At 66.3% G+C, this 20,837-nt stretch carries 16 protein-coding genes; 8 read left to right on the top strand and 8 right to left on the bottom strand.

The features are described 5' to 3' along the window. Positions 1 to 10: 10 nt before the first annotated feature. Positions 11 to 1,423 carry an amino acid permease gene (locus BLW84_RS26235; protein ID WP_093270221.1) on the top strand — a complete coding sequence of 471 codons (1,413 nt, stop codon included), beginning with the start codon at positions 11 to 13 and terminating at the stop codon, positions 1,421 to 1,423. Continuing rightward, entirely contained in the window at positions 1,424 to 4,342 is a 2,919-nt protein-coding gene (locus BLW84_RS26240) for an FAD-binding and (Fe-S)-binding domain-containing protein (RefSeq protein WP_093270223.1), read from the top strand. A 32-nt stretch (positions 4,343 to 4,374) separates the two neighbouring features. On the opposite strand, the gene BLW84_RS26245 is transcribed toward BLW84_RS26240, so the two are convergent. Both BLW84_RS26245 and BLW84_RS26250 read right to left on the bottom strand, forming a co-directional pair. Beyond that, entirely contained in the window at positions 4,375 to 5,985 is a 1,611-nt protein-coding gene (locus BLW84_RS26245) for a thiamine pyrophosphate-binding protein (RefSeq protein WP_093270225.1), read from the bottom strand. Positions 5,986 to 6,267: 282 nt separating this feature from the next. Next, complete coding sequence (locus BLW84_RS26250) at positions 6,268 to 7,467, bottom strand: pyridoxal phosphate-dependent aminotransferase (RefSeq protein ID WP_093270228.1); 1,200 nt, start codon at positions 7,465 to 7,467, stop codon at positions 6,268 to 6,270. Between the two features lie 100 nt (positions 7,468 to 7,567). On the opposite strand from BLW84_RS26250, the gene BLW84_RS26255 reads away from it, so the two are divergent. The 4 genes from BLW84_RS26255 to BLW84_RS26270 all read left to right on the top strand — a co-directional run bounded on the left by BLW84_RS26255 (position 7,568) and on the right by BLW84_RS26270 (position 12,118). Continuing rightward, positions 7,568 to 8,476, top strand: a complete 909-nt coding sequence (locus BLW84_RS26255) for a LysR family transcriptional regulator (RefSeq protein ID WP_218157473.1) — start codon at positions 7,568 to 7,570, stop codon at positions 8,474 to 8,476. Between the two features lie 212 nt (positions 8,477 to 8,688). Beyond that, a complete protein-coding gene (gene acdA / locus BLW84_RS26260; protein WP_093270233.1) occupies positions 8,689 to 9,891 on the top strand; it encodes a 3-sulfinopropanoyl-CoA desulfinase in 1,203 nt (400 codons plus the stop codon). After that, complete coding sequence (locus BLW84_RS26265) at positions 9,884 to 11,116, top strand: CaiB/BaiF CoA transferase family protein (RefSeq protein WP_093270236.1); 1,233 nt, start codon at positions 9,884 to 9,886, stop codon at positions 11,114 to 11,116. The genes acdA and BLW84_RS26265 overlap by 8 nt, the downstream gene beginning before the upstream one ends. A 114-nt stretch (positions 11,117 to 11,230) precedes the next feature. Beyond that, a complete protein-coding gene (locus BLW84_RS26270; RefSeq protein ID WP_093270239.1) occupies positions 11,231 to 12,118 on the top strand; it encodes a LysR family transcriptional regulator in 888 nt (295 codons plus the stop codon). Positions 12,119 to 12,317: 199 nt separating this feature from the next. Here the strand turns inward: BLW84_RS26270 and BLW84_RS26275 are convergent, their stop codons facing one another. The 3 genes from BLW84_RS26275 to BLW84_RS26285 all read right to left on the bottom strand — a co-directional run bounded on the left by BLW84_RS26275 (position 12,318) and on the right by BLW84_RS26285 (position 15,626). Next, on the bottom strand, positions 12,318 to 13,637 hold the full coding sequence (locus BLW84_RS26275; protein WP_093270242.1) for an MFS transporter: 1,320 nt from the start codon (positions 13,635 to 13,637) through the stop codon (positions 12,318 to 12,320). Positions 13,638 to 13,720: 83 nt separating this feature from the next. After that, positions 13,721 to 14,896, bottom strand: coding sequence for an amidohydrolase (locus BLW84_RS26280; RefSeq protein ID WP_093270245.1), 1,176 nt, complete (start codon positions 14,894 to 14,896; stop codon positions 13,721 to 13,723). Then, complete coding sequence (locus BLW84_RS26285) at positions 14,889 to 15,626, bottom strand: gamma-glutamyl-gamma-aminobutyrate hydrolase family protein (RefSeq protein WP_093270248.1); 738 nt, start codon at positions 15,624 to 15,626, stop codon at positions 14,889 to 14,891. The genes BLW84_RS26280 and BLW84_RS26285 overlap by 8 nt, the downstream gene beginning before the upstream one ends. 74 nt (positions 15,627 to 15,700) lie before the next feature. On the opposite strand from BLW84_RS26285, the gene BLW84_RS26290 reads away from it, so the two are divergent. Continuing rightward, entirely contained in the window at positions 15,701 to 16,438 is a 738-nt protein-coding gene (locus BLW84_RS26290) for a FadR/GntR family transcriptional regulator (protein ID WP_093270251.1), read from the top strand. Positions 16,439 to 16,495: 57 nt separating this feature from the next. Here the strand turns inward: BLW84_RS26290 and BLW84_RS47680 are convergent, their stop codons facing one another. The 3 genes from BLW84_RS47680 to BLW84_RS26305 all read right to left on the bottom strand — a co-directional run bounded on the left by BLW84_RS47680 (position 16,496) and on the right by BLW84_RS26305 (position 19,526). Next, positions 16,496 to 16,696, bottom strand: a complete 201-nt coding sequence (locus BLW84_RS47680) for a hypothetical protein (RefSeq protein WP_177226695.1) — start codon at positions 16,694 to 16,696, stop codon at positions 16,496 to 16,498. A gap of 90 nt (positions 16,697 to 16,786) precedes the next feature. Then, positions 16,787 to 18,727, bottom strand: a complete 1,941-nt coding sequence (locus BLW84_RS26300; RefSeq protein ID WP_093270254.1) for an acyl-CoA dehydrogenase family protein — start codon at positions 18,725 to 18,727, stop codon at positions 16,787 to 16,789. 313 nt (positions 18,728 to 19,040) lie between these two features. Then, complete coding sequence (locus BLW84_RS26305; RefSeq protein WP_093270257.1) at positions 19,041 to 19,526, bottom strand: hypothetical protein; 486 nt, start codon at positions 19,524 to 19,526, stop codon at positions 19,041 to 19,043. Between the two features lie 684 nt (positions 19,527 to 20,210). Between BLW84_RS26305 and BLW84_RS26315 the strand changes: the two genes are divergently transcribed. Continuing rightward, positions 20,211 to 20,477, top strand: coding sequence for a hypothetical protein (locus BLW84_RS26315; protein ID WP_093270261.1), 267 nt, complete (start codon positions 20,211 to 20,213; stop codon positions 20,475 to 20,477). The last annotated feature ends 360 nt before the right edge of the window (positions 20,478 to 20,837 follow it).

Consider the following 20,837-nt stretch of genomic DNA (forward strand, 5'->3'; position numbering starts at 1 on the left):
AGGTCCAACAATGTCGAGACCATCATCATCACACCATCTCCGTGACCGGCACGTCACGATGATCGCCATGGGCGGAATCATCGGCGCAGGGCTGTTCATGGGTTCCGGCGCAGTGCTCGCCCAAGTCGGACCGGGTTCCTTTCTCACCTACGCGGTCACCGGCGTGCTCATCCTGTTCGTGATGCGCATGCTGGGAGAAATGGCCGCGGCACGCCCTTCGGTCGGTTCCTTCACCGAATACGCGCGCAGCGCTTTGGGCGACTGGGCCGGGTTCGCCATGGCGTGGCTGTACTGGTACTTCTGGGTCGTCATCGTCGGTTTCGAAGCGGTCGCCGGCGCGGAACTGCTCCAGCGGTGGGTGCACTGGCCCAAGTGGGTTCTCGCATTAGCCCTCATCATGCTGATGACCGCGACCAACCTGCGATCAACCCGCTCCTACGGCGAGTTCGAGTACTGGTTCGCCGGGATCAAGGTCCTCGCGATCATCCTCTTCATCGGGCTCGGCCTGGCCTACGTCACAGGCCTGTTCCCGGGCAAGGGCGCGGACATCTCGCACCTCTACGCCGACGGCGGTCTGCTCCCACACGGCGGAGGCGTGGTCTTCACCGCCGTTGCCGCAGTGGTGCTGTCCATGGTCGGCGCGGAGATCGTGACCGTCGCAGCCGCGGAGTCGAAGACGCCCCAGCGGTCCATCACCAAGGCGACCAACACCGTCCTCATGCGCATCTCGGTGTTCTACGTCGGATCGATGTTCCTCGTCGCCGCGATCGTGCCCTGGGCCACGGCGAAACCAGGCCAGTCGCCCTACGTGTCCGCATTGGACATCATGGGGATCCCCTACGGGGGCGACATCATGAACATCGTCGTCCTGTTCGCCGTGTTGTCGTGCCTGAACTCCGGCCTGTTCACCGCCTCCCGCATGCTCTTCGTCCTCGCCCGACGCAACGAGGCGCCCCAACGCATGCTCAAACGCAACGACCGCGGCGTCCCGATGTGGGCCATTCTCGCCTCGACTCTCGGCGGGTACGTGTGCGTCGGGGCAGCGTACCTGTCGCCGGACGGCATCTTCTCCTTCCTGCTGAACTCCTCCGGCGCGGTCGTTCTCATCATTTACCTGCTGATCTGCCTGTCTCAGCTGAAACTCCGTCCGGTGCTCGCACGCGAGCGCCCAGGCGGACTGCCGGTCAAAATGTGGGCACATCCCATTCTGCCGATCGTGACCGCAGCCGGCATCGTGGCCATCCTCGCAGGGATGGCCCTCGACGAGCACACCCGAAGCCAGGTTGCGCTGAGCGTGGTCGCTTTCGCGATCTGCGCCGGAATTTACCCCGTCGTCCGGATGGTGAAGCGCCGTGCCGGAGAGCGCATGAACACGACGGACCAGAGTGTCGACGACGCAGTACCGGCAATCAGGGGCGAGTGAATGCTGACCAGCGGTAGCCAAAGCCACACCATCCAACAATGCGAGCACGACCTGCGACGGGAACTCGGCCCGGCAGCCACCGGCATCATCGATTTCAGCCCAGGACGCCGCGCCCAGTACTCCGGCGACGCATCCAACTACCGGGTGGTCCCGGCCGGGGTCGTCACGCCCCGCACGGTCGACGACGTCGTGCGCACTGTCCGGGTGTGCTACCGCCACGGAGTACCGCTGGTGGCCCGGGGCGGCGGCACCAGCGTCGCCGGCAATGCCATCACCGAGGGCGTCGTTCTCGATCTGTCCAAACACCTGAACCGGATCCTCGAGATCAACCACGAGGGCGGCTGGGCGCGGGTGGAACCGGGTGTCGTGCTGGACGACCTGCGGGCGGCAGCCGCCCCACACGGCCTGACCTTCGGCCCCGACCCTTCGACTCACAGCCGTTGCACGCTCGGCGGCATGATCGGCAACGATGCGTGCGGCTCGCACTCAGTTGCCTGGGGCCGCACCAGCGACAACGTCATCGAGTTGGATGTTGTGCTGGCCGACGGCACGCAGATGACCGTCGGCCAGCACACCTCGGCCGAGATCGACGACATCATCGCTTCCGGTGGCGAGCGCGGCCGGGTCTTCGCGCAGCTGCGCACTCTGGTGGACCGGCATCGCGCCGAGATCCGCCTGGAGCTCGCCCGGTTCCCCAGGCAAGTCTCCGGTTACCCGCTGCACTACCTTCTCCCGGAGAACCGCTTCGACCTCGCCAAAGCACTGGTGGGTACCGAAGGAACCTGCGCGATCGTTGTGTCGGCCACTGTTCGGCTCGTCCGAACCCCGCCTCAGCGCTGCCTCGCCGTGATGGGATTCCCCAGCGCCGTTGCTGCGGCTGAGGCCGTGCCCGACATCCTGCGAGCGCGACCGCTCGCCGTCGAGGGCATGGACCGTGCGCTGGTCGACTCCGCGCAGCAGAAGAGCACGCGACATCTGGACGCCATCGAGCAACTGCCGCCGGGGAAGAGCTGGCTCTACATCGAAATCGGAGGTGAGACCGCCGCTGCTGCCGAAACCGCCGCCCGAGCCGTGGTGGCACAGCTCAGCGATCATTCCACGAACTCGGTCGTCGTGGCCAAGCCATCAGCACAACGGCAGTTGTGGCGCATCAGGGAGGACGGCGCCGGGCTCGCCACCCGCCTGCCGGACGGCAGCGAGGCATGGCCCGGGTGGGAAGACGCAGCGGTCCCTCCCGAAAACCTAGCTGCCTATCTGCGGGAATTCGAAGACCTGATGCACCGCCACCGTCGACGCGGTGTCATCTACGGGCATTTCGGCGACGGGTGCCTGCACGTGCGCATCGACTTCCCACTCGCCGCCGAGGATGGATCACAGCAGTTCCGGCAGTTCATGCAGCAAGCCTGCGAACTCGTCGTCCGTCACGGGGGCTCGTTCTCGGGAGAACACGGGGACGGCCGGGCCCGCGCCGAGTTCCTTCCCCTGATGTACAGCCCCGCGATCATGGAAGCGTTCAGCGAGTTCAAAGCCATCTTCGACCCCGAGGATCGATTGAACCCCGGCGTCGTGGTGCGCCCTCGCCCCATCGACGCCGACCTTCGCGTACAGCCACGCCGAAGCCTGGACATCACGCCGATGTTCTCCTATGAACACGACGATGGCGACATGACCGCCGCCTTGCGCCGATGTGTGGGTGTCGGCAAATGCCGGACGCAACACTCCGCGGGTGTCATGTGCCCGAGCTACCAGGTCACCCGCGACGAAAAGGACTCCACCCGAGGCCGCGCCCGCGTGCTCAACGAGATGCTGGGCGGCGGCGTCATCGAAGATGGCTGGAAGTCGACCGAGGTACGCGATGCACTCGATCTGTGCCTGTCCTGCAAGGGATGCAGCCACGACTGCCCTACCCAAGTGGACATGGCCACCTACAAGTCCGAGTTCCTCCACCACCACTACCGTCGAAGGCTCCGTCCCGCGTCGCACTACTCGATGGGGTGGTTGCCGCTGTGGGCACGGCTGGCACGCACGGCACCGCGGCTGGTCAATGCTGTGACCAGCTCGCCGGCCGCGGGTGTGCTCAAGCGGTTCGGTGGCATCGCCCCCGAACGCTCCATCCCCCCGTTCGCCCTGGAGTCCTTCTCGACCTGGTTCCGCACGCGCCCGGCGACACCGGGCGCAGGCAGCAGGGGCACTGTCCTGCTGTGGGTCGACTCGTTCGGCAACGCCCTCAATCCCGGCCCGTTGCGCGCGGCCACCGAGGTCCTGGAAGAGATCGGCTTCCGGGTAGTCGTGCCCCCAGGAACCCAATGCTGTGGACTCACCTGGATCACCACAGGTCAACTAGACGTGGCACGCCGAGTTCAACGCCGCGCCCTGAAGGCGATCACGCCCCAGCTCGACGAAGTATCCGCCGTTGTGGGCATCGAACCCAGCTGTACGGCCACGCTGCGCACAGACCTACCCGACCTGCTTGCCGGCCACCCCATCGCGAAACGGCTCGCCCACATGACGAAGACCTTCGCCGAAACGATCCGCGAACTCGCACCCGACTGGCAACCCCCAAGACTCCCCATCAAGACGCTGCGCCAGACGCACTGCCACCAGCACGCGGTCATGGGAGACCAGGCCGATTCCTGGTTGCTGACCCGCATGGGCGTGGACGACACCAAACTCAACTCCGGCTGCTGCGGCCTTGCCGGGAACTTCGGCTTCGAAAAGGACCACTACGACGTCTCCGTCGCCGCAGGAGAACGCGTACTTCTGCCCGCCGTTCGCGCAGCCGAGGACACCGTACGTGTGCTCGCCGACGGCTTCAGCTGCCACACCCAGATCAAACAAGGAGCGCACCGGCACACACATCATCTGGCCGAACTGGTCCGCGAAGCCCACCAAACGCCCACCACGCCACCTGAACGCTGACAACTCCCCAGTCGTCAACCGAGGTTCCAACGTCAGATCCGGCCGTCGTAGGCCCCGCGGGGCAGCCTGCACGAGATGACGCTGAACACCTCCGCATCGAGCGACTGCTCGATGGCCGCGGCGAGCTCCTCCCGGCAACTGACGTCGAAGCCAAGTCCGCCCAAGGCACGACTTACCCCGGCGAAGTCAGTACCGGTGAAATCGACACCTAGGTTCGGCTGTCCGTTGGCGCGCTGCTTGACCTCGATCAGGGACAGCGACTCGTCGGCGAAGACGAACACGATGACCGGCGTCTTCGCGTCCCGTGCGGTGGCGAGCTCGCCGAGCGTCATCTCCAGGCACGCGTCACCGGTGAACACCGCCACGGGGCGGGAGGCGTCGCTCAGTTTGGCCCCTATGCCCAGCGGCAACGAGCAACCCATGGTGCACAGCCCCGAAGATTGCAGCAACGAACGCGGTTCATAGCACATCCAGGTCTGGCTCAACAAAATGCGGTGCGCCCCACTATCCACTGAGGCCACCGTGTGCGGCGGGAGCACACGCCGCGCGACGTCGACGATGGCAGCTGGGCCCCAAGGTTCCTCAAGGCGGTAGATGTCGGCGAGTTCCTTCTTCACCCGGGCGATCTCCTCGGGTGTCCACTCCGATGCCCCGCCGACGCCGTCACGGAGTGCAGCAAGCCCGTGCCGGATGTCGCCGACGAAGGAGTGGGAGGCCTGGTGCATGTAGTGGGTGTTGGGGCAAGCCGAGAACTCGATCACTCGGTGCTGCCGGTCGTCCCAGACGTTGCGCCAGCCCGCACGCATCTCGATGGGGTCGTATCCGGCCAGCAGGATGAGGTCAGCGTCGCGGACGATCGGTAGCAGGACGTGGTCGGCTCGCGGAGACAGACCAGCACCCCCGATCGCCAGTTCGTGACGTTCGTCCACGAGCCCCTTGGCCTTGTAGGTTGTGATCAGTGGGATGTGGAACTCGCCCACCAGGCGGCGGATCTCGTCCTCGGCGTGGTGGTGCAGCGCTTCGACCCCGGCGATCAGGATCGGCCGCTTGGCGTCGGCCAACCACCGTCGTGCCTGTGCCAGTTCGTTCAAATGCGCCGGCGCGGTTGTCGCAGGTGGTGTCCGGCGCGTTCCCGCCCTCGCCTCAACCTCTTGCGAGGCAACGGAGATCGGCACGTCGATGTGCACCGGACCGGGTGGATCGTCGGTCGCGATCGCGATCGCCTTGTCGACCAGTGCTTCGGCCGCTCCCGGCGTCATCCGCAGGGATGCCTTGGTGATCGGTCGCATCAGTGCCGCGTGGTCGAGAACCTGGTGGGTGTAGGTGGCGGCTTGCTCGTCGTCGACGCAGCCGGTGATGAACAGCAGAGGAACACGATCCTGCATCGCGTTGGCCACGACGTTGGTCGCGTTCGCCACGCCGGGGCCGAGCGTGGCGATCAGCACGCCGGGCGCGCCGGTGCGGTGGAACACGCCCTCGGCCATGAACCCACCGGAGTTCTCGTGCTTGACGAGCGTGAAGTTCATTCCGGCCTCGTCGAGTCCATCCATGACGGCGAGCACCTCGCCGCCGGGGATACCGAACGCGTGCCGACAACCGGCCTCGTAGAGCCTTCGCCCGATTACCTCGGCAACCGTCGACATTGCACAGTCCTTTCCAGTGCCTCGTCAAGTGAAGTTGATCTTGATATCGGCCCGTCGGATCTTTTAGTTGATCGCGCAGCCCGTTTGGGACGAGCGTGCCGGGCAGTCATCAAACGGTGCGGTCGTGCGTTATCCGCTCCGGGAGTTCTTTTTGCGGTGACCACGCTGGATATGAGGCATATGGCGAGGTCGGATAATTCGCAGGGTTGCCCCAGGAATATCGCACAATTTTCTCCTCAGATTCTGAATTGGCAGGCGGAGCGTGTGCGAAAGCCACTCCTTTTAGGACAAGCGCTGCAGCGCTGTGGCGAGCCGATCGGCGGCCAGATGCAGCCTGTCGTCGGACGTCGCATATGACAGGCGGATGAAGCCCGGCATCCCGAAGCCCGAGCCAGGGACGACGGCCACACCTTCGTCGAGGAGGTAGGATGCCAGCGCCATGTCGTCCCCGATCACGCGGCCATTCGGGCTCGTCCGCCCGAGGAAGGCACGCACGTCTGGAAAGAGGTAGAAGGCTCCTCCCGGACGCGGCGTATGCAACTGCGGGATCGCGTCGAACCGCCGCAACAACAGGTCGCGGCGGTGTTGGAACACCTGGCAACGGTTGCGCACCTCGTCCTGCGGCCCTTCCAGCGCCGCAGCCGCCGCAGCCTGAGACACCGACGAAGTGTGCGAGTTGATCTGCATCTGGATCTTGGTCATCGCGTCGATGAGCGCACGTGGCCCGCATCCGTAGCCGACACGCCAGCCGGTCATCGAATACGCCTTGGAGACACCGTTGACGGTCAGGATGCGTTGGCGAAGATCGGGGGCGACTTCGGCAAGTGTGGCGAAGGGTGCGCCGTCGAAGACGATGTGCTCGTAGATGTCGTCAACGAGGACCAGGAAGTTCTGGTGCCGGCTGGCGCGGATCACCTCCGCGAATGCGGACAGCTGCGCTGCCGTGTAGGCCGTGCCGCTGGGGTTGCTGGGAGAATTCAGCACCAACCATTTTGTCCGCGCGGTGATCGCTGTTTCCAGCGTCTGCGGCTGCAACGCATAGCCGGCGTCCGGCGACGTTGCCAATGACTTCAGCACGCCTCCGTGCATGCTGGCGATGTCGGCGTAGGAAGCCCAGTACGGTGCCGGAATCAGGACTTCGTCACCGGGCTCGAGCGTGGCCAGGAATGCCTGATAGATGACCTGTTTACCGCCGCAGCCGACGGTGATGTCGGCGGGCGTGCAAGGGATTGCGTTGTCGCGCTGGAACTTCCGGGCGATGGCCTCCCGGAGCCGGACCGAGCCGTTGACGGGGGTGTAGCGGGTCTCGCCGGTCACGATCGCACGGATCGCCGCTTCACCGACATGTTGCGGCGTGGGGAAGTCCGGCTCGCCGAGGGTCATGTCGACCACGCTGCGGCCTTCTCGGAGGGCTACGCGGGTCCGCTCCGCCATCAGTTGGATCGGCGAGGAACGCAGTTTCGCAATCGGCTTGGAGAACATGTCGGACGAGGCTCCCGGTGTTGATCAATAGGGCCTGCAGGCCAGCTCCGGGTACCATATGGCTTCATGTTCCTCCTATTCAATTGAAGTAGAGTTCAACATGAAAATGAAGCCGAACGCCGCCTTCCCCACGTTGCGTCAACTGGAGCTGTTCCGGGCGCTCGCCGGCTCCGACGGGATCGCCAACGCCGGAGCCAAGCTCGGCATGACCCCGTCGGCGACGAGTCACGCACTCAGGGCATTGGAAGACGCTCTTGGCACGGACGTCATCGACCGCAACGCACCCGGCATCGAGTTGACCTACGCCGGCCAGCAGATCCTGCCGCATGTCCGTGACGTCTTAGCGGCATTGCAGTTGATCCAGACCACCGCGAACGCCAGCGCCGGCCTGAGAGCGGGACTGCTGCGCATCGGCTCGTTCGGGGCCAGCTCCTCGCTGACCTTGCTGCCGCCGATGCTGACGGCGTTCCGCGCCCGCTACCCGGGCATCGACGTGCTCGTGACCGAGAAGACCGACCCGGAGATCGAACAGGAGTTGATCGAGCGACGGATCGAGATCGGGTTCGTCACGCTGCCGAAGCCCCAGTTCGACACCCTCCCGCTGGATGTGGACGAAATGGTGGCCGTGGTGCCCGCGGGGCACGAACTCGCCGACACCGATCCGATCTCCCTGCGGGAGCTGGCGCGATATCCGCTTATCCTCACCCACGCGGGGTCGCAGGAGTTGATCGGCCACATGTTCGCACAAGCTCGCATCCAGCCGACCGTGACGCACGAACTCCAGCAGCTGATTTCGATCCTCGAGTTCGTGGCTCAGGGGCATGGGGTCTCGATCGTGGCCTCGCTGGCCCTTCCCGACCAGCACGACGGCGTCGTCTACCGCCGGATCAGACCGCGGGCATCACGACAGGTCGGCTTGGCCTGCCTCAACGAGCGACGACTGTCGCCTGCCGCCGCCGCACTGTGGGAACTGGTGCGAAACAGAGCGGCAAGGGGTCGTGAGTCCTGACCGGCCGAAAGCGGCACGGTCCCCGGCGGGCTGACGCGTGAGCCTAAGGCTCAGACAGAGTCAAAATGGATAGAAGGCAGAGCGAGATCGGGTTGTTCCGGCGCGCGGCGAGAACTTAATTTATTCACACCCGACGCTTTGGCGATGATTTCCAGCAGACCGCAGTGTCACCCAAGGCCGACACATGAAGGGAAGTTGCCGCCGTGACCGCAATGGATCCAGTCACCGTGGGACTTACGAGCGAAGAGATCGAATTGCAAGCGAAGGCTCGTCTGTTCGCCGATCAGGTGGTGCGACCGGTCAGCGCGCAGACCGACATCGTGGGCGAGTACCCCTGGGACATCGTCCGCGAGCTGACCTCCGCGAAATTCATGGGGATGACGCTCCCCAAGGCATACGGAGGACAGGGGAGCTCGCTGCTCGACGCTTGTCTTGTCATTGAGCAGATCGCACGTGAATGCACGGTCACCGCGCGCATCGTGGTCGAGGCGAACATGGGCGCAGTCTCGGCGATCATGGAGTACGGGACCGAGGAGCAGCGCAAGCTGGCGGCGGATCTCGTGGTTGCCGGCGACAAGCCGGCTATCTGCATCACCGAGCCGGACGCCGGGAGCGACGCTACCTCGATGACAACCCGCGCGGAGAGGCGCGGCGATAAGTACGTCATCAATGGATGCAAGCACTGGATCACCGGGGCGGGGGTGTCGAACCTGCACCTCATCTTCGCCCGCACGTTCGACGAGAACGGCGAGTACCTCGGCATCGGCGGTTTTATCGCGCTCGCGAGCGAGACCGATGCGATTCGCCGGACGAAGCGCGAACAGACGATGGGCCTGCGTGGCATGCCCGAGGGAGAGCTGACGTTCGAGGATCTCGTCGTTGACGAGTCCAGCCTCCTGATGCCGCCTGCCGGATTGTCCCGCGGGTTCGCCTCCCTGATGAATGCCTACAATTGCCAGCGCGTCGGAGCCGGGACGGTTGCGATGGGTATCGCCACCGGCGCGTTCGAGCACGCCGTCGCGTGGTCGAAGCAACGTGAGCAGTTCGGCCGGCCAATCGGTGAATTTCAGGGCCTGCAGTGGAAGATCGCCGACATGGACGTCGCTCTGACCGGCTCGCGGCTCATGCTGCACGCCGCCGCGCGGTCGCGCGGCAAGTCCGGGAGCCCGTTCCCGGACCCCGCCCTGGCGGCGAAGGCGAAGATCTACGCGGCAGAGTCGGCCATCACGGTCGTCAACACCGCGCTGCAGTTCTTCGGTGCTCGCGGTTACGGACGGGACTTCCCGCTCGAGCGGATGGCACGTGACGTCCGCATGTTCACCATCGGCGGAGGGACCGCCGAGGTGCTCCGCACGCTAGTCGCCTCGCAGGACCTGGGCTGGAAGCTGCCGCAGAATCGTGGTGGCTATGTCTGAGAACGGCGAGAAGGGCGTGCAGCCGGGCGCACTCGCAGGCATACGGATCATTGACCTCTCCCGAATTCTGGCCGGCCCCACCTGCACGCAGATCCTGGGCGACCTCGGTGCGGACGTCATCAAGATCGAGAAGCCGGGCGCGGGCGACGACACCAGGCGGTGGGGGCCCCCGTTCGTTACCGCGGAGGACGGGACACCGACCACCGAGTCGGCCTACTACCTCGCCGCGAACCGAAACAAGCGTTCGGTCTGTCTGGACATCGCCGACGAGGAGGGGAGGCGGCAACTGCTCGAGCTCGTCGCAGATAGCGACGTCCTGGTCGAAAACTTCAAGCACGGGACGACGGCCCGGTACGGCCTGGCCTACGAAGATCTGGCACGAGTCAACCCGCGGCTGGTCTACTGCTCGATCACCGGTTTCGGCCAGACGGGGCCCTATGCGGCCCGGCCCGGGTACGACCTGCTTGCCCAGGCAATGGGCGGCATCATGAGCCTGACCGGCGAGGTCGACGGCCTCCCGATGAAGGTGGGGGTCGGCATCGCCGACGTGACCACCGGTTTGTATGCGACGATCGGGATCCTGGCGGCGCTGCGCCACTGTGCCGAGACCGGTCGGGGACAGCACATTGACGTCGCCCTGATGGACACCCAGGTCTCCTGGCTGATCAACGAGGCCACGAACTATTTCGTATCCGGCAGGCGGCCGGTGCGGCGGGGCAACGACCACCCGAACATCGTTCCCTACGGGGTCTACCCGACCTCGGACGGCTACATCGCTGTCGCGGTGGGCAACGACTCGCAGTTCGTGCGGTTCGCCCAAGTTGTGGGTGCCGAGGACCTCGCCGCTGATCCGCAGTTCGCGACGAACGCGGGCCGTGTCGAGAATCGCGAGGCGTTCGAGGAGAGGTTGCGGCCGTACATGACGGCCGCAACGACGTCGGAATGGTTGGGCGAGCTCGAAGCGGTGGGGATCCCCTGCGGGCCCGTGAACGACGTCGAGGAAGTGTTCTCCGACCCGCACGTGCTCCACCGTGGGATGAAGATCGAGATGCCATACGAGCACTCCGGGGCGGGGTACGTCACCTTGCTTGGCAGCCCGTTGAAGCTCTCCGACTCCCCCGTCACGTACCGGCTGCCGCCTCCGGTGCTCGGCGAGCACTCCGAGGACGTGCTGGGGGCATCTGCGGCCATGTCGACCCTGCCGGGGAAAGAGCGCGCGTCGTGACGCGGAGGTTCACCCGCCTGATCCCGGCCGAGCGCACCGTCCCGCACACTCCGGGAGCCGCTCCCTTCGCGGGACGGTGCGCTCTGCCGGCAATCGTCGCCATAGACTGACCGGGTGCGTTACGACCTGGTCGACCTGCGGTTGTTCAGCAGCATCGTCGCCGAGGGGTCGATCACCGCCGGGGCTGAGGCCGTGCATCTGAGCCTCGCCTCGGCCAGTGCCCGGGTCCGATCCCTGGAACAACACGCGGGCATGACACTGCTGGTGCGAGAGCGTCGCGGGGTCCGGCCGACGCCGGCCGGAGCCGCGCTAGCCCGTCACGCACGCGAGGTCCTGGCGAGCACGGCACGGCTCGATGGGGCCGTGACCAGCTACGCACGGGCATCGACGACACCGCTGGTCCTCCTCGCCGGAACCTCTGCCATGCACCGACTGGTTCCAAAGGCCCTCTCCTCGTTCCTCACCGACCGTGCCAACGTCGACGTCGTCGTCCACGAGAACCACAGTGCGCGCAGCGTGCAAATCCTCGTCAACGGCGAGGCCGATCTGGGAATCGTCCTGGAAAGCGAGACGCGCAACTCCGGACTCGATGTCGATGCGCTCTGTGACGACTCGCTGGTGGTCATCGGCAGCCCCGGCGGGGTCCTCACAGGCAGGCGTTCACCGATATCGTTCGCTGAGGTGGCCGAGCACCCGATGGTCGGCCTGAACACCGACTCCTCGCTCCAACGCACGATCGCGACGAATCTGGACGCGCGGGGTCCCACTCCGCGGTACCGGACCCTCGTACCCAGTCTCCGCACGGTGGTCGCGCTCGCGGCGGCGGGAATGGGGCTCGCCATCGTGCCTCGACGGGCGATCACCTTCGACCGATCGCTGGACATCTGCGATCTGAACGAGAGCTGGGCCCATCGTCGTCTGGTGCTGGCCTGGGGAGCGGCCACCGATCGTTCGTCGCCGACCGCCGCATCCCTTGCGGAATCGATCTACGGCGCCACGTGATGTCGTGCCCCGTCGGCTCCGACTCGACCAGTCGGGCGCCCCCTTGGTCGAAGCGTCGCCGCAGGGCGCGGAGGGTGGGCGACGGCATCTCATGACGGGGCTGGGCATCTTGCTGTGGCGGTGGGTGCTCGTGTCGCGGTCCGGCGAGTTCCGGATCGTCGAGCGACGGCAGCCGGAGTTGCTGGCCGGCGGGCACCTACTACGACGCTTCGGGCACAGAGCTCAACGACGTTCGGGATCGTTCCGGCATCAGCAGGGTGGTGACGATGGTGATCGCGATGAGCAGGGTGCCGTAAAGGGCGAGCACGGAAACCTGGTCTCGACCGGCGAAAAAGGCCATGACGTACGGCGCGGTCCCGCCGAACAGCGCGACCGAGACTGCGTAGGGGAAGCCGACTCCGACGGCGCGGACGTCGGTTGGGAACAGCTCGGCGATGGCGGCGTTGCCCACAGAGGCTGCGGCGGCGGCCGGAATGGTCGCGAGCAACTGCAGGCCGATGATCACGGCCGGGTTGCCGGTGACGAGGAGCAGTCCCGGCCAGAGGGTCACGAGCATGCCGATGGCGGAGGCGAGGAGCACTCGCTTGCGGCCGAAGCGGTCAGCGAGCGACCCGAAGAGCGGTTGCAGGATCGCGAACACGACGATGACGACTGTCGTGAGCAGCTGCGCTTGCGACAGCTTGATGCCGGTCACCATGTGGGCAAAGGTGGAGTACTGCAGCACGAAGATGTAGTAGCTGAACGTGCCGCCGCCCACGAAGAAGAAGGCCAGCAGGGTCTGCTTCGGATACTTCGTGAGCAGGATGCGGGTCGAGCTGCGGCGCCGAGCACCTGCGTGCGACTGCTTGGTCTCGGCGAACTGCGCGGTTTCGGTCATCGTGCGACGCATGACGATGGCGTAGACGGTGAACAGCGCGCCGATGATGAACGGGATGCGCCAGCCCCAGGTGCTCATAGCTGCCTCACCGAGGATCATGGGGAGCATGGCGGTGAGCCCGACCGCGAGCAGCACGGACAAGGAGCTGGCTACGTAGCCGAAGGCGTTGTAGAACGCCCGCTTGCCTGGTGGGGCGATCTCGCTGAGGTAGGAGACCGCCGCGCCCTGCTCGCCGCCGACGCCGACGCCCTGCAGGACCCGCGCCGCGACGAGGATGATTCCGGCCCAGGCACCGATCTGGGCGTAGCTGGGCACGATCGCGATCATCAACGAACCAACGCCTAGCAGGACCAGCCCGAGGATCATGCCGGCTCGACGTCCGAAGCGGTCGGTGTACGCTCCGATGATCGCGCCGCCGAGCGGTCGCATGAGGAAACCGACGGCGAACACGAGCAGGCCGTTGAGCAGGCCCGAGAACGGGTCGGTGGGGTCGAACAGCGCGGCCGCGATGTAGGCCACCGTGAAGCCGTAGACCTGCCAGTCGTACATTTCGAGCATCATGCCTACGACGCCGGCGATGACCTGCCGCCGCGGCGGTGCGGAGGCTGCTTGGGCAGCGGTGGTGGAGTCGGGGATTGCCATGGGAGGCCTTTCACGGAAACAGGAGATCCCTGTTGAAGGCGGGGGTGAGAGATCGTCACGGTGTACGGGGTATGGGTTATCGATCAGCTTTCCGAGCCAGTGAGCAGCCGGGTACGGAGTGCCTTGTCGAGTGCCGCGTCGACCACGGTGCTCGCGAGCAGGGTGGCGCCGTCGACGGCGGCACGGTCGCCCGGCTCGGACCCGGCGAGCGCGGCGAATCCGGGTGTATGGGGCACGGCGACGGGATCGCCGAGTCCAATCAGCGGGTGGATGCAGGGGAAACGGTGGGAGACGTTGCCCATGTCCGTGGATCCGCCCCGGGGCATGGGCACCCCGGCGACGCGACCGACCGATTCGAGGTTCGCGGCGTAGGCGGCGTTGAGCCCTGCGTCGGTGCGGAGGTCGAGGTAGCGGAACGGTCCTTCCGTGAGGGTCACGGCCGCGCCCGTCGCGTGCGCTCCCGCTTCCGCGCAGCGGCGGATCACGGCGATGACCCGCTCCAGCGCCTCGGCGGTCGCGGCGCGTCCCATCCAGACTCCGCCTGCGCTGCCGGGGATGACGTTCGGGGCCGCGCCACCGTGCTGCACGATGCCGTGGATCTGCTGGGACGGTTCGAGTTGCTGGCGCGCCAGGCCGATGGCTGTCAGCATGATCGTCATGGCGTCGAGGGCGTTGACGCCGTCGTGCGGGGCGGCGCTGGCATGCGCCTCCCGACCGGTGAACTCGATCTGGATCCCGCCGGAGGCGTACGGATTCATCTCGATGCTGTCCTCGGGCCCCGGGTGCACCATGAGCGCGGCATGCGTGCCGTCGAAGGCGCCCTCGTCGAGCAAGGTCACCTTGCCGCCGGCGTTCTCTTCGGCAGGAGTACCGAGCAGCCGGACGGTGATGCCGAGGTCGTCGGCGATCGGCGCGAGTGCGGTGAACGCGCCGAAGGCCGAGGCGGCGATGATGTTGTGGCCGCAGCCGTGGCCGATCTCCGGCAGGGCGTCGTATTCGGCGCAGAGGGTCACCACCAGTTCGCCGCTGCCGACTTCGGCGCGGAAAGCGGTGGGCAGGCTGCCGAGCCCGAGCGTTGCCTCGACGCCGGTCGTCGCCCCGATGCGGTCGACGAGCAGGCGAGCAGCCCTGGTCTCCTGGAGGCCGATCTCGGGGTCGGCGTGGATTCGCCTGCTGACGTCGATGACCGCGTCGCGGTTGGCCTCCACCGCGGCTCGAACGCGGGACTTGGCCTCATCTGCAGCGAGGATGTCAGGCATGGAGCGCCTCCTTGGCTTCGACGGCTGCGGCGAACACGCGGAACGGAGCACCCTGTTCCTGGGCGGGCGTTCCCGCCGCTTCCGGATGCCATTGGACGCCGATGAGCCGGCCACGCTCGTCCTCGAACGCCTCGACGAGCCCGTCGTTCGCGGTGGCGGTCAGGTGCAGTCCGGCGCCGAGCCGGGCCAGGCCCTGATGGTGGCCGGAGGCGACCGTGACGACGCCGGTGCCGAGCTGGGCGCGCAGCCGCGAGCCCTCTCGCAAGCGCACAGGGTGCCAGGCGAATTCCGGCTCCTGGCCGGGCTCGATGGCGCGCTGGTGCGTGACCGAGCTTGCGGGGAGATCCACGTGCAACGTGCCTCCCGTGACGATGTTGAGTACCTGGGCGCCACGGCAGATGCCGAGCACCGGCAGGTCGCGCTCCAAGGCCGCCCGCGCGATACCGAGATCCAACGCGTCCTGGGCTGGGTTGACGTCGTAGACCGTTGGCGAGGAGTCCCCGCCGTAGAGCGCGGGATCGAGATCACCGCCGCCGGGCAGCACCGCGCCGGCGAATCCGGAGAGGTCCGGCACCTCGGCCACGACCACATGCTCGAACCCGTGTTCCCGCACCAGGCGCACGATGTCGTGGAAAATTCGGTTCGCCGCGTCGACCCGAGCGTCGGTGGCCCCGGCCGACAGCCGAGCGGGTACGACCACCCGTGCTTTCTCCCCGTCGATCTCCGTCAACTCTTGCTCCTTCGTTCCAGGTCAACGCATCGCTGCGGTAAAATACATATGAACGCTAGATGTTAGGGGTATAGATGCGCAAGGCTTTGAACTCAGCGTTCTCTCCGGTCGGCGAGACTGGCGTGAGCGAGGCCATCGTGCGACGCATCGGAGAGCTGATCGGATCGGGCGAGCTGCGGCCGGGCGACCGACTACCTCCCGAAGTCGAACTCGCCGACTCTTTCCAGGTCGCACCGATGACCGTCCGCACCGCGCTGCAGGTTCTGCGCGAGAACCAGCTCATCGAGTCGCGCCGTGGGCGTGGCGGTGGCACGTTCGTTCGCACCGGCGTAGTGGACGCACCCTACTTCCGGGATGCCGAGCTACCGTCGGTGGAGGAATTCGAGGACTTCACCGTCTGGCGGATGGCGGTGTCGGGCGAGGCATGTGCTCGCGCGGCGGAACGCTTCGCCGCCGATGAGGTCGCTGACATGGACCGTCAGCGGCTTCTCGACCTGGCCGAAGCGAGCCACCGGTCCGATGTGTCGGTCGAAGTGTTCCGTCTCGCCGATGCCGACCTTCACCGCTACATGGCCGAGCTGTCCGGTTCATCGCGACTGCTGGAAGCCGAGCGCAGCATCCAGGCCTACCTCACACGCACTCTCCGCCACATGCCGAAACCGGTCGACGCCTCCAGTCTCTCCGGCCAAGCCCACTCCGCTCTCGTGGCCGCCATCGTCGCGGGCCATCCGGCGGTGGCACGAGCGGAGTTGAAGACCCACGTCCGCTCTACGCTGGACGTCATGGTGGGGGTCCACTACCTGCGCCATTGAGAGTGTGCAATTTCTGGTTCGTGCCCATTGCGGCTCGGGAATCGGCGTCCGGGGTGATCAGTCGACGCGGCTGCCCCGCTTGCGCCGGACCTCGATCTCGCTTGCCAGGTCCGCGCCCGGTGGTCTGCGCAGGCCCTCGAACTGGCCTGCCGGGTCCGCGCCCCGTTCCGGTGGTGTTCGGCTCCGTCCGCCCAACGGCGAGGGCACCACGACGTTCGCATAGCCCGAGGCAAGGTCGGTGTTTTCGCCGGAGCGCACGCCACCGTCGATGTAGCGAGTGCCGTTGATGCTGCGTGTGGGGACAGGTCACGGTCCGGACTCTGCACATCCACCAAGACCATTGCGGTCTTATGTGGACACTGTGCCGGAGTTGGGCACCGTCCGTCGATGGTTCTCGTGTCGTGACGGACCGGCTGCCGTTTCGGCGATCCACGGGCCGTCGATCGACGGATCGAGGATCCCTTCCTCCAGCCAGGAGTACCGGCCCTCCAGCACCCGCCGGGCAAGCCCGCGGTCGTCGGCGTCGGTGTTGTGCCACAGGCGCCGGAACAGGTTCTCGACGCGCTGGCGGGCCTGCCGGCAGAACGCGTCGGCCAACTCGACCGCCGACTCATCCTGGTCGTCCGTTCGTGCGTACACGCAGCTCGCGCTCATCGCATACAGCTCCGCACCGATGTCGACGATGCGGCCGAGGAAGAGCTGACGGTGTTTCAGCCTGGCTTGCCAGCGCGCCATCCCGTAGAAGGTCTGCCGGGCGATGCGACGACTGGCCCGCTCCACGAACCGCAGGTGTTCGGCCAACGGGCCGTACTCGGCGAAGCCGGTCGGCACCTGGCCCTTGCCCGCCACCAGCGTCGGCAGCCAACGGGCGTAGAAGCTGCCGGCGCGGGCCGCGGCGCGGGCCTTGCGCGGCAGATCGGCCTTCGGGTCGATGAGGTCGCCGGCCACCGACAGGTGCGTGTCGACCGCCTCCCGGGCGATGAGCAGTTTCATGATTTCGCTGGATCCCTCGAAGATCCGGTTGATGCGCAGGTCCCGGAGCACCTGCTCGGCGGGCACCCCGCGCTCACCGCGGGCGGCCAACGACTCCGCCGTCTCGTACCCGCGGCCGCCGCGGATCTGCACCAGCTCGTCGGCGACCTGCCAGGCCAGCTCGGTGCTGTAGAGCTTGGCCAGCGCTGCTTCGATGCGGATGTCGTGCCGGTCGGCGTCGGCCAACCTGCCGGACACTTCGACCACGGCCTCCAGCGCGAAGGCCGTCGCGGCGATGAACGAGACCTTGCTGGCGATCGCCTCGTGCTCACCGATGGGCCGACCCCACTGGACCCGCTGAGACGACCACCCGCGGGCGATCCGAAGACACCACCTCGCGGCGGCGGCGCACATCGCGGGCAGCGACAGCCTCCCGGTGTTCAACGTGGTCAACGCGATCTTGAGGCCGTCGCCCTCGCGACCAATCCGGTTCTCGGCGGGGACGACCACGTTGTGCAGCCGGGTCACGCCGTTCTCGATGCCACGCAGCCCGAGGAACGCGTTGCGGTGCTCCACCGTCACGCCCTCTGCGGCCCCCTCAACGACGAAGGCCGTAATGCCGCCCCGATGTCCTTCGGACTCGGGCACCCGAGCCATCACCACAAGCAGGTCGGCCAGCACCCCGTTGGTCGTCCACAACTTGACACCGTTGAGCGTGTAGCGCTGCCCGTCCTCGCTGGGCACCGCGCTGGCAGCCAGCCGCGCCGGATCGCTGCCCACATCCGGCTCGGTGAGCAAGAACGCGGTGATCTCGCGGACACACCGCGGCAAGAACGTCTGCTTCTGCCGCTCGGTACCGAACAACTGGACCGGCTGCGGCACCCCGACCGACTGATGCGCCGACAGCAGCGCCCCGATCGACGGGTTGACCGTGGTGACCAGCATCAAAGCACGGTGGTAGTAAACCGCCGGCAGGCCCAGACCGCCGTATTCCCTTGGGATCTTGATACCGAAGGCACCGATGTCCTTCAAACCGTTGATCACCTCGTCGGGAATCCACGCGTCACGCTCGATCTGCTGACCATCGACCTTGGCCTCGCAGAACTCGCGCAGCCGTTCGAGGAACGCCTCGCCCCCGACCGAGGGCTCTGCCTCGGGCAGCGGGTCAATCAGGTCGATCCGCAGACGCCCGAGGAACAACTCCTTACCGAAACTCGGCCTGTCCCAACGGGACTCACGCGCTTCCTCGGCCACCTGCCTGGCCTGCTGCGCGTCGACCTGCGTCCCACTAACGGATTGGCTACCCACCGTAGTCATCGCTGCCCCCAACGGCACGGCCGCATGTGACATAGACAAACCAAAGGTACTACCGGCGGGTAACAGCCGGAAGCGATCGGCTCCTCCGACAAGCCGAGACCGCTGCTGGCCCACCCGCATTGCGACGCCGTTCAGCCTTCGTCACAGTCTCTCGGCAACGCGTTTCCGGCGCCGCTGCAGGACCGCCCGCCGCCCCGGCAGCCGCCAGCTCCGACTGGCCGACACGAGGATGCTGCGGCGCTGTTTGGGGCGCCTTTCGCCGGCAGTTAGATCCTCTTGCTCCGCTGCTGCCAAACCGCATCGGCGTACGGACTCATGTCGTCGCCGCCGACCTAGGGCTCTTCGCGAGCAGTTCGTCGATGCGGTGCAGCACGGTAGCCCGAGCCCGCTGCCGCCTTTCGTAGCCTTCGACCATCTGCAGTTCCCGTTGGGACAACGCCCGCAGCTTCTGGACGATCTCTCCCACTGTGAGGCTGTCGTAATCGGCGATCGGGAGCTGGTCTGCGTCGACGACCATTCCGGTCATCTTCTCTTCGGCAAGCGCGACGCCAGGGATTCGACGGGCTGCTTCGCCGACCTGACCAACCCGGTCCTGGACTTCCTGCCTTGCGCCGCCCATGATGGCCTGCCCGCGCCCGGCCAGGTCGTCATACGCTTCGCCAGCACGGTCCATCCACTGACTTCTCCGCTCCCACGCTTGGCCCATCTGATCGGGAATTGCGCGCACCGCCTCCATCACCCACGCCGCGGCACCAACCGTGGCATACACCGATCGCTGCGTCTCTTTGACCAGATCCATCACAAATTCCCTCACCGGTTCACGCCTAGCGGGCGCTCCGTATCAGCCTCCCCACGGCCGACAGAGCTGCACCCTGGATGGGTAGCTACACAACCTTTTGGTCCGATGCTGTCCGGAACCGAGACGTTCGATTTCCGGCGCCTGCACAAACGAAGTCTTTATCAGCGGAGGTTGGTGCCGGCCTCGTGCTGCTGCAGCACCCGCCGCCGCACATCCTCAGCGCGCGTGTGCTGATGCCAGGTTAACCGGCAGTACCACAGCATCGTCCCTCCTCAGTGGTCACCAGCATGAGAGAAGCACAACCAGCCCAGCAAGCCCGTGCCCCTCTCGCGACAAACGATAAGGCGAGCGCCGCAACCCAGCAGCCGACCGCACCACGCCCACCCGCTGCCGTGGCTCGCATATACGTCGGTTTCCGCTGGTGCAACGGGTCTGCATTCTGATCGAGAATGCACGTACCCCCTTTCGGCATACCCGTGCGAGTGGCACGTTTGCGTTCGCCGTAGATCGCACGTCGTCGAGGCCCGAGACCTGCTCATCAACCTGCGCCGCCTGGACCAACACGATCGAGCGAACCCGGCAGTGGGGACGAGCCTGCTCATGCCCCGCGAGGTTCCCGGAGAGAACTTCTGCAGCGGGCCGAGCGGGAATAGCATGGTTTCCTGGGGCCGGTATGGAGGGGCCATGGTCACAGCAGCGAAGAGACGCGCCATTGAGGAAGACGCGGAGCAACGCCGCCCGGAACTGGCCAAGCAGATCGCTACAGCCGTTCTGCTTCCGGTGGATGTCGCCCGGCGCGTACTCCCCGAAAACGGGCTGCCGGTCTACCTCGGCATCGGCGTCCTGGCGCTGGTGGATCTCATCGACTGGCCGGTCGCCGTGGCCGCGGGTCTCGGGTACTACGTGCTCAAGCGCTGGCGATCACCACAATCGGCAACAACAGGCCGCTGACCGCGTCCCAGCAGATCCACGTTCAGCTGACGTGTTGAACCTGCACGGCGAACGGGCGACTTGCACCCTGCACGATGCGCGCCGTCTCGGGACGTTCGTCACAGCTCGGATCTGATCGCGTTCCCGACTCACATCTCGTGAACGCGTAGCGTCATCAAACCTGATCGTGCCGCCCGGTGCATGCATGTGGGTGACCGGCAGAACCCCTTGGCACGCACCGAAGCGATCAAGGCCGAATGACCACAAGTGAATCTTGCCGGAAAAGGTTGCGTTCAGGGCGGGTTGCACTAGCGTCAACGCCACTCGAGGTTCTGGAGAATCCACTTCGGACACTGTTTCGGCTTTGTGTCGCCGCACACG

The sequence above is a fragment of the Saccharopolyspora shandongensis genome, from assembly GCF_900106995.1.
Classification (GTDB): Bacteria; Actinomycetota; Actinomycetes; order Mycobacteriales; family Pseudonocardiaceae; genus Saccharopolyspora; species Saccharopolyspora shandongensis.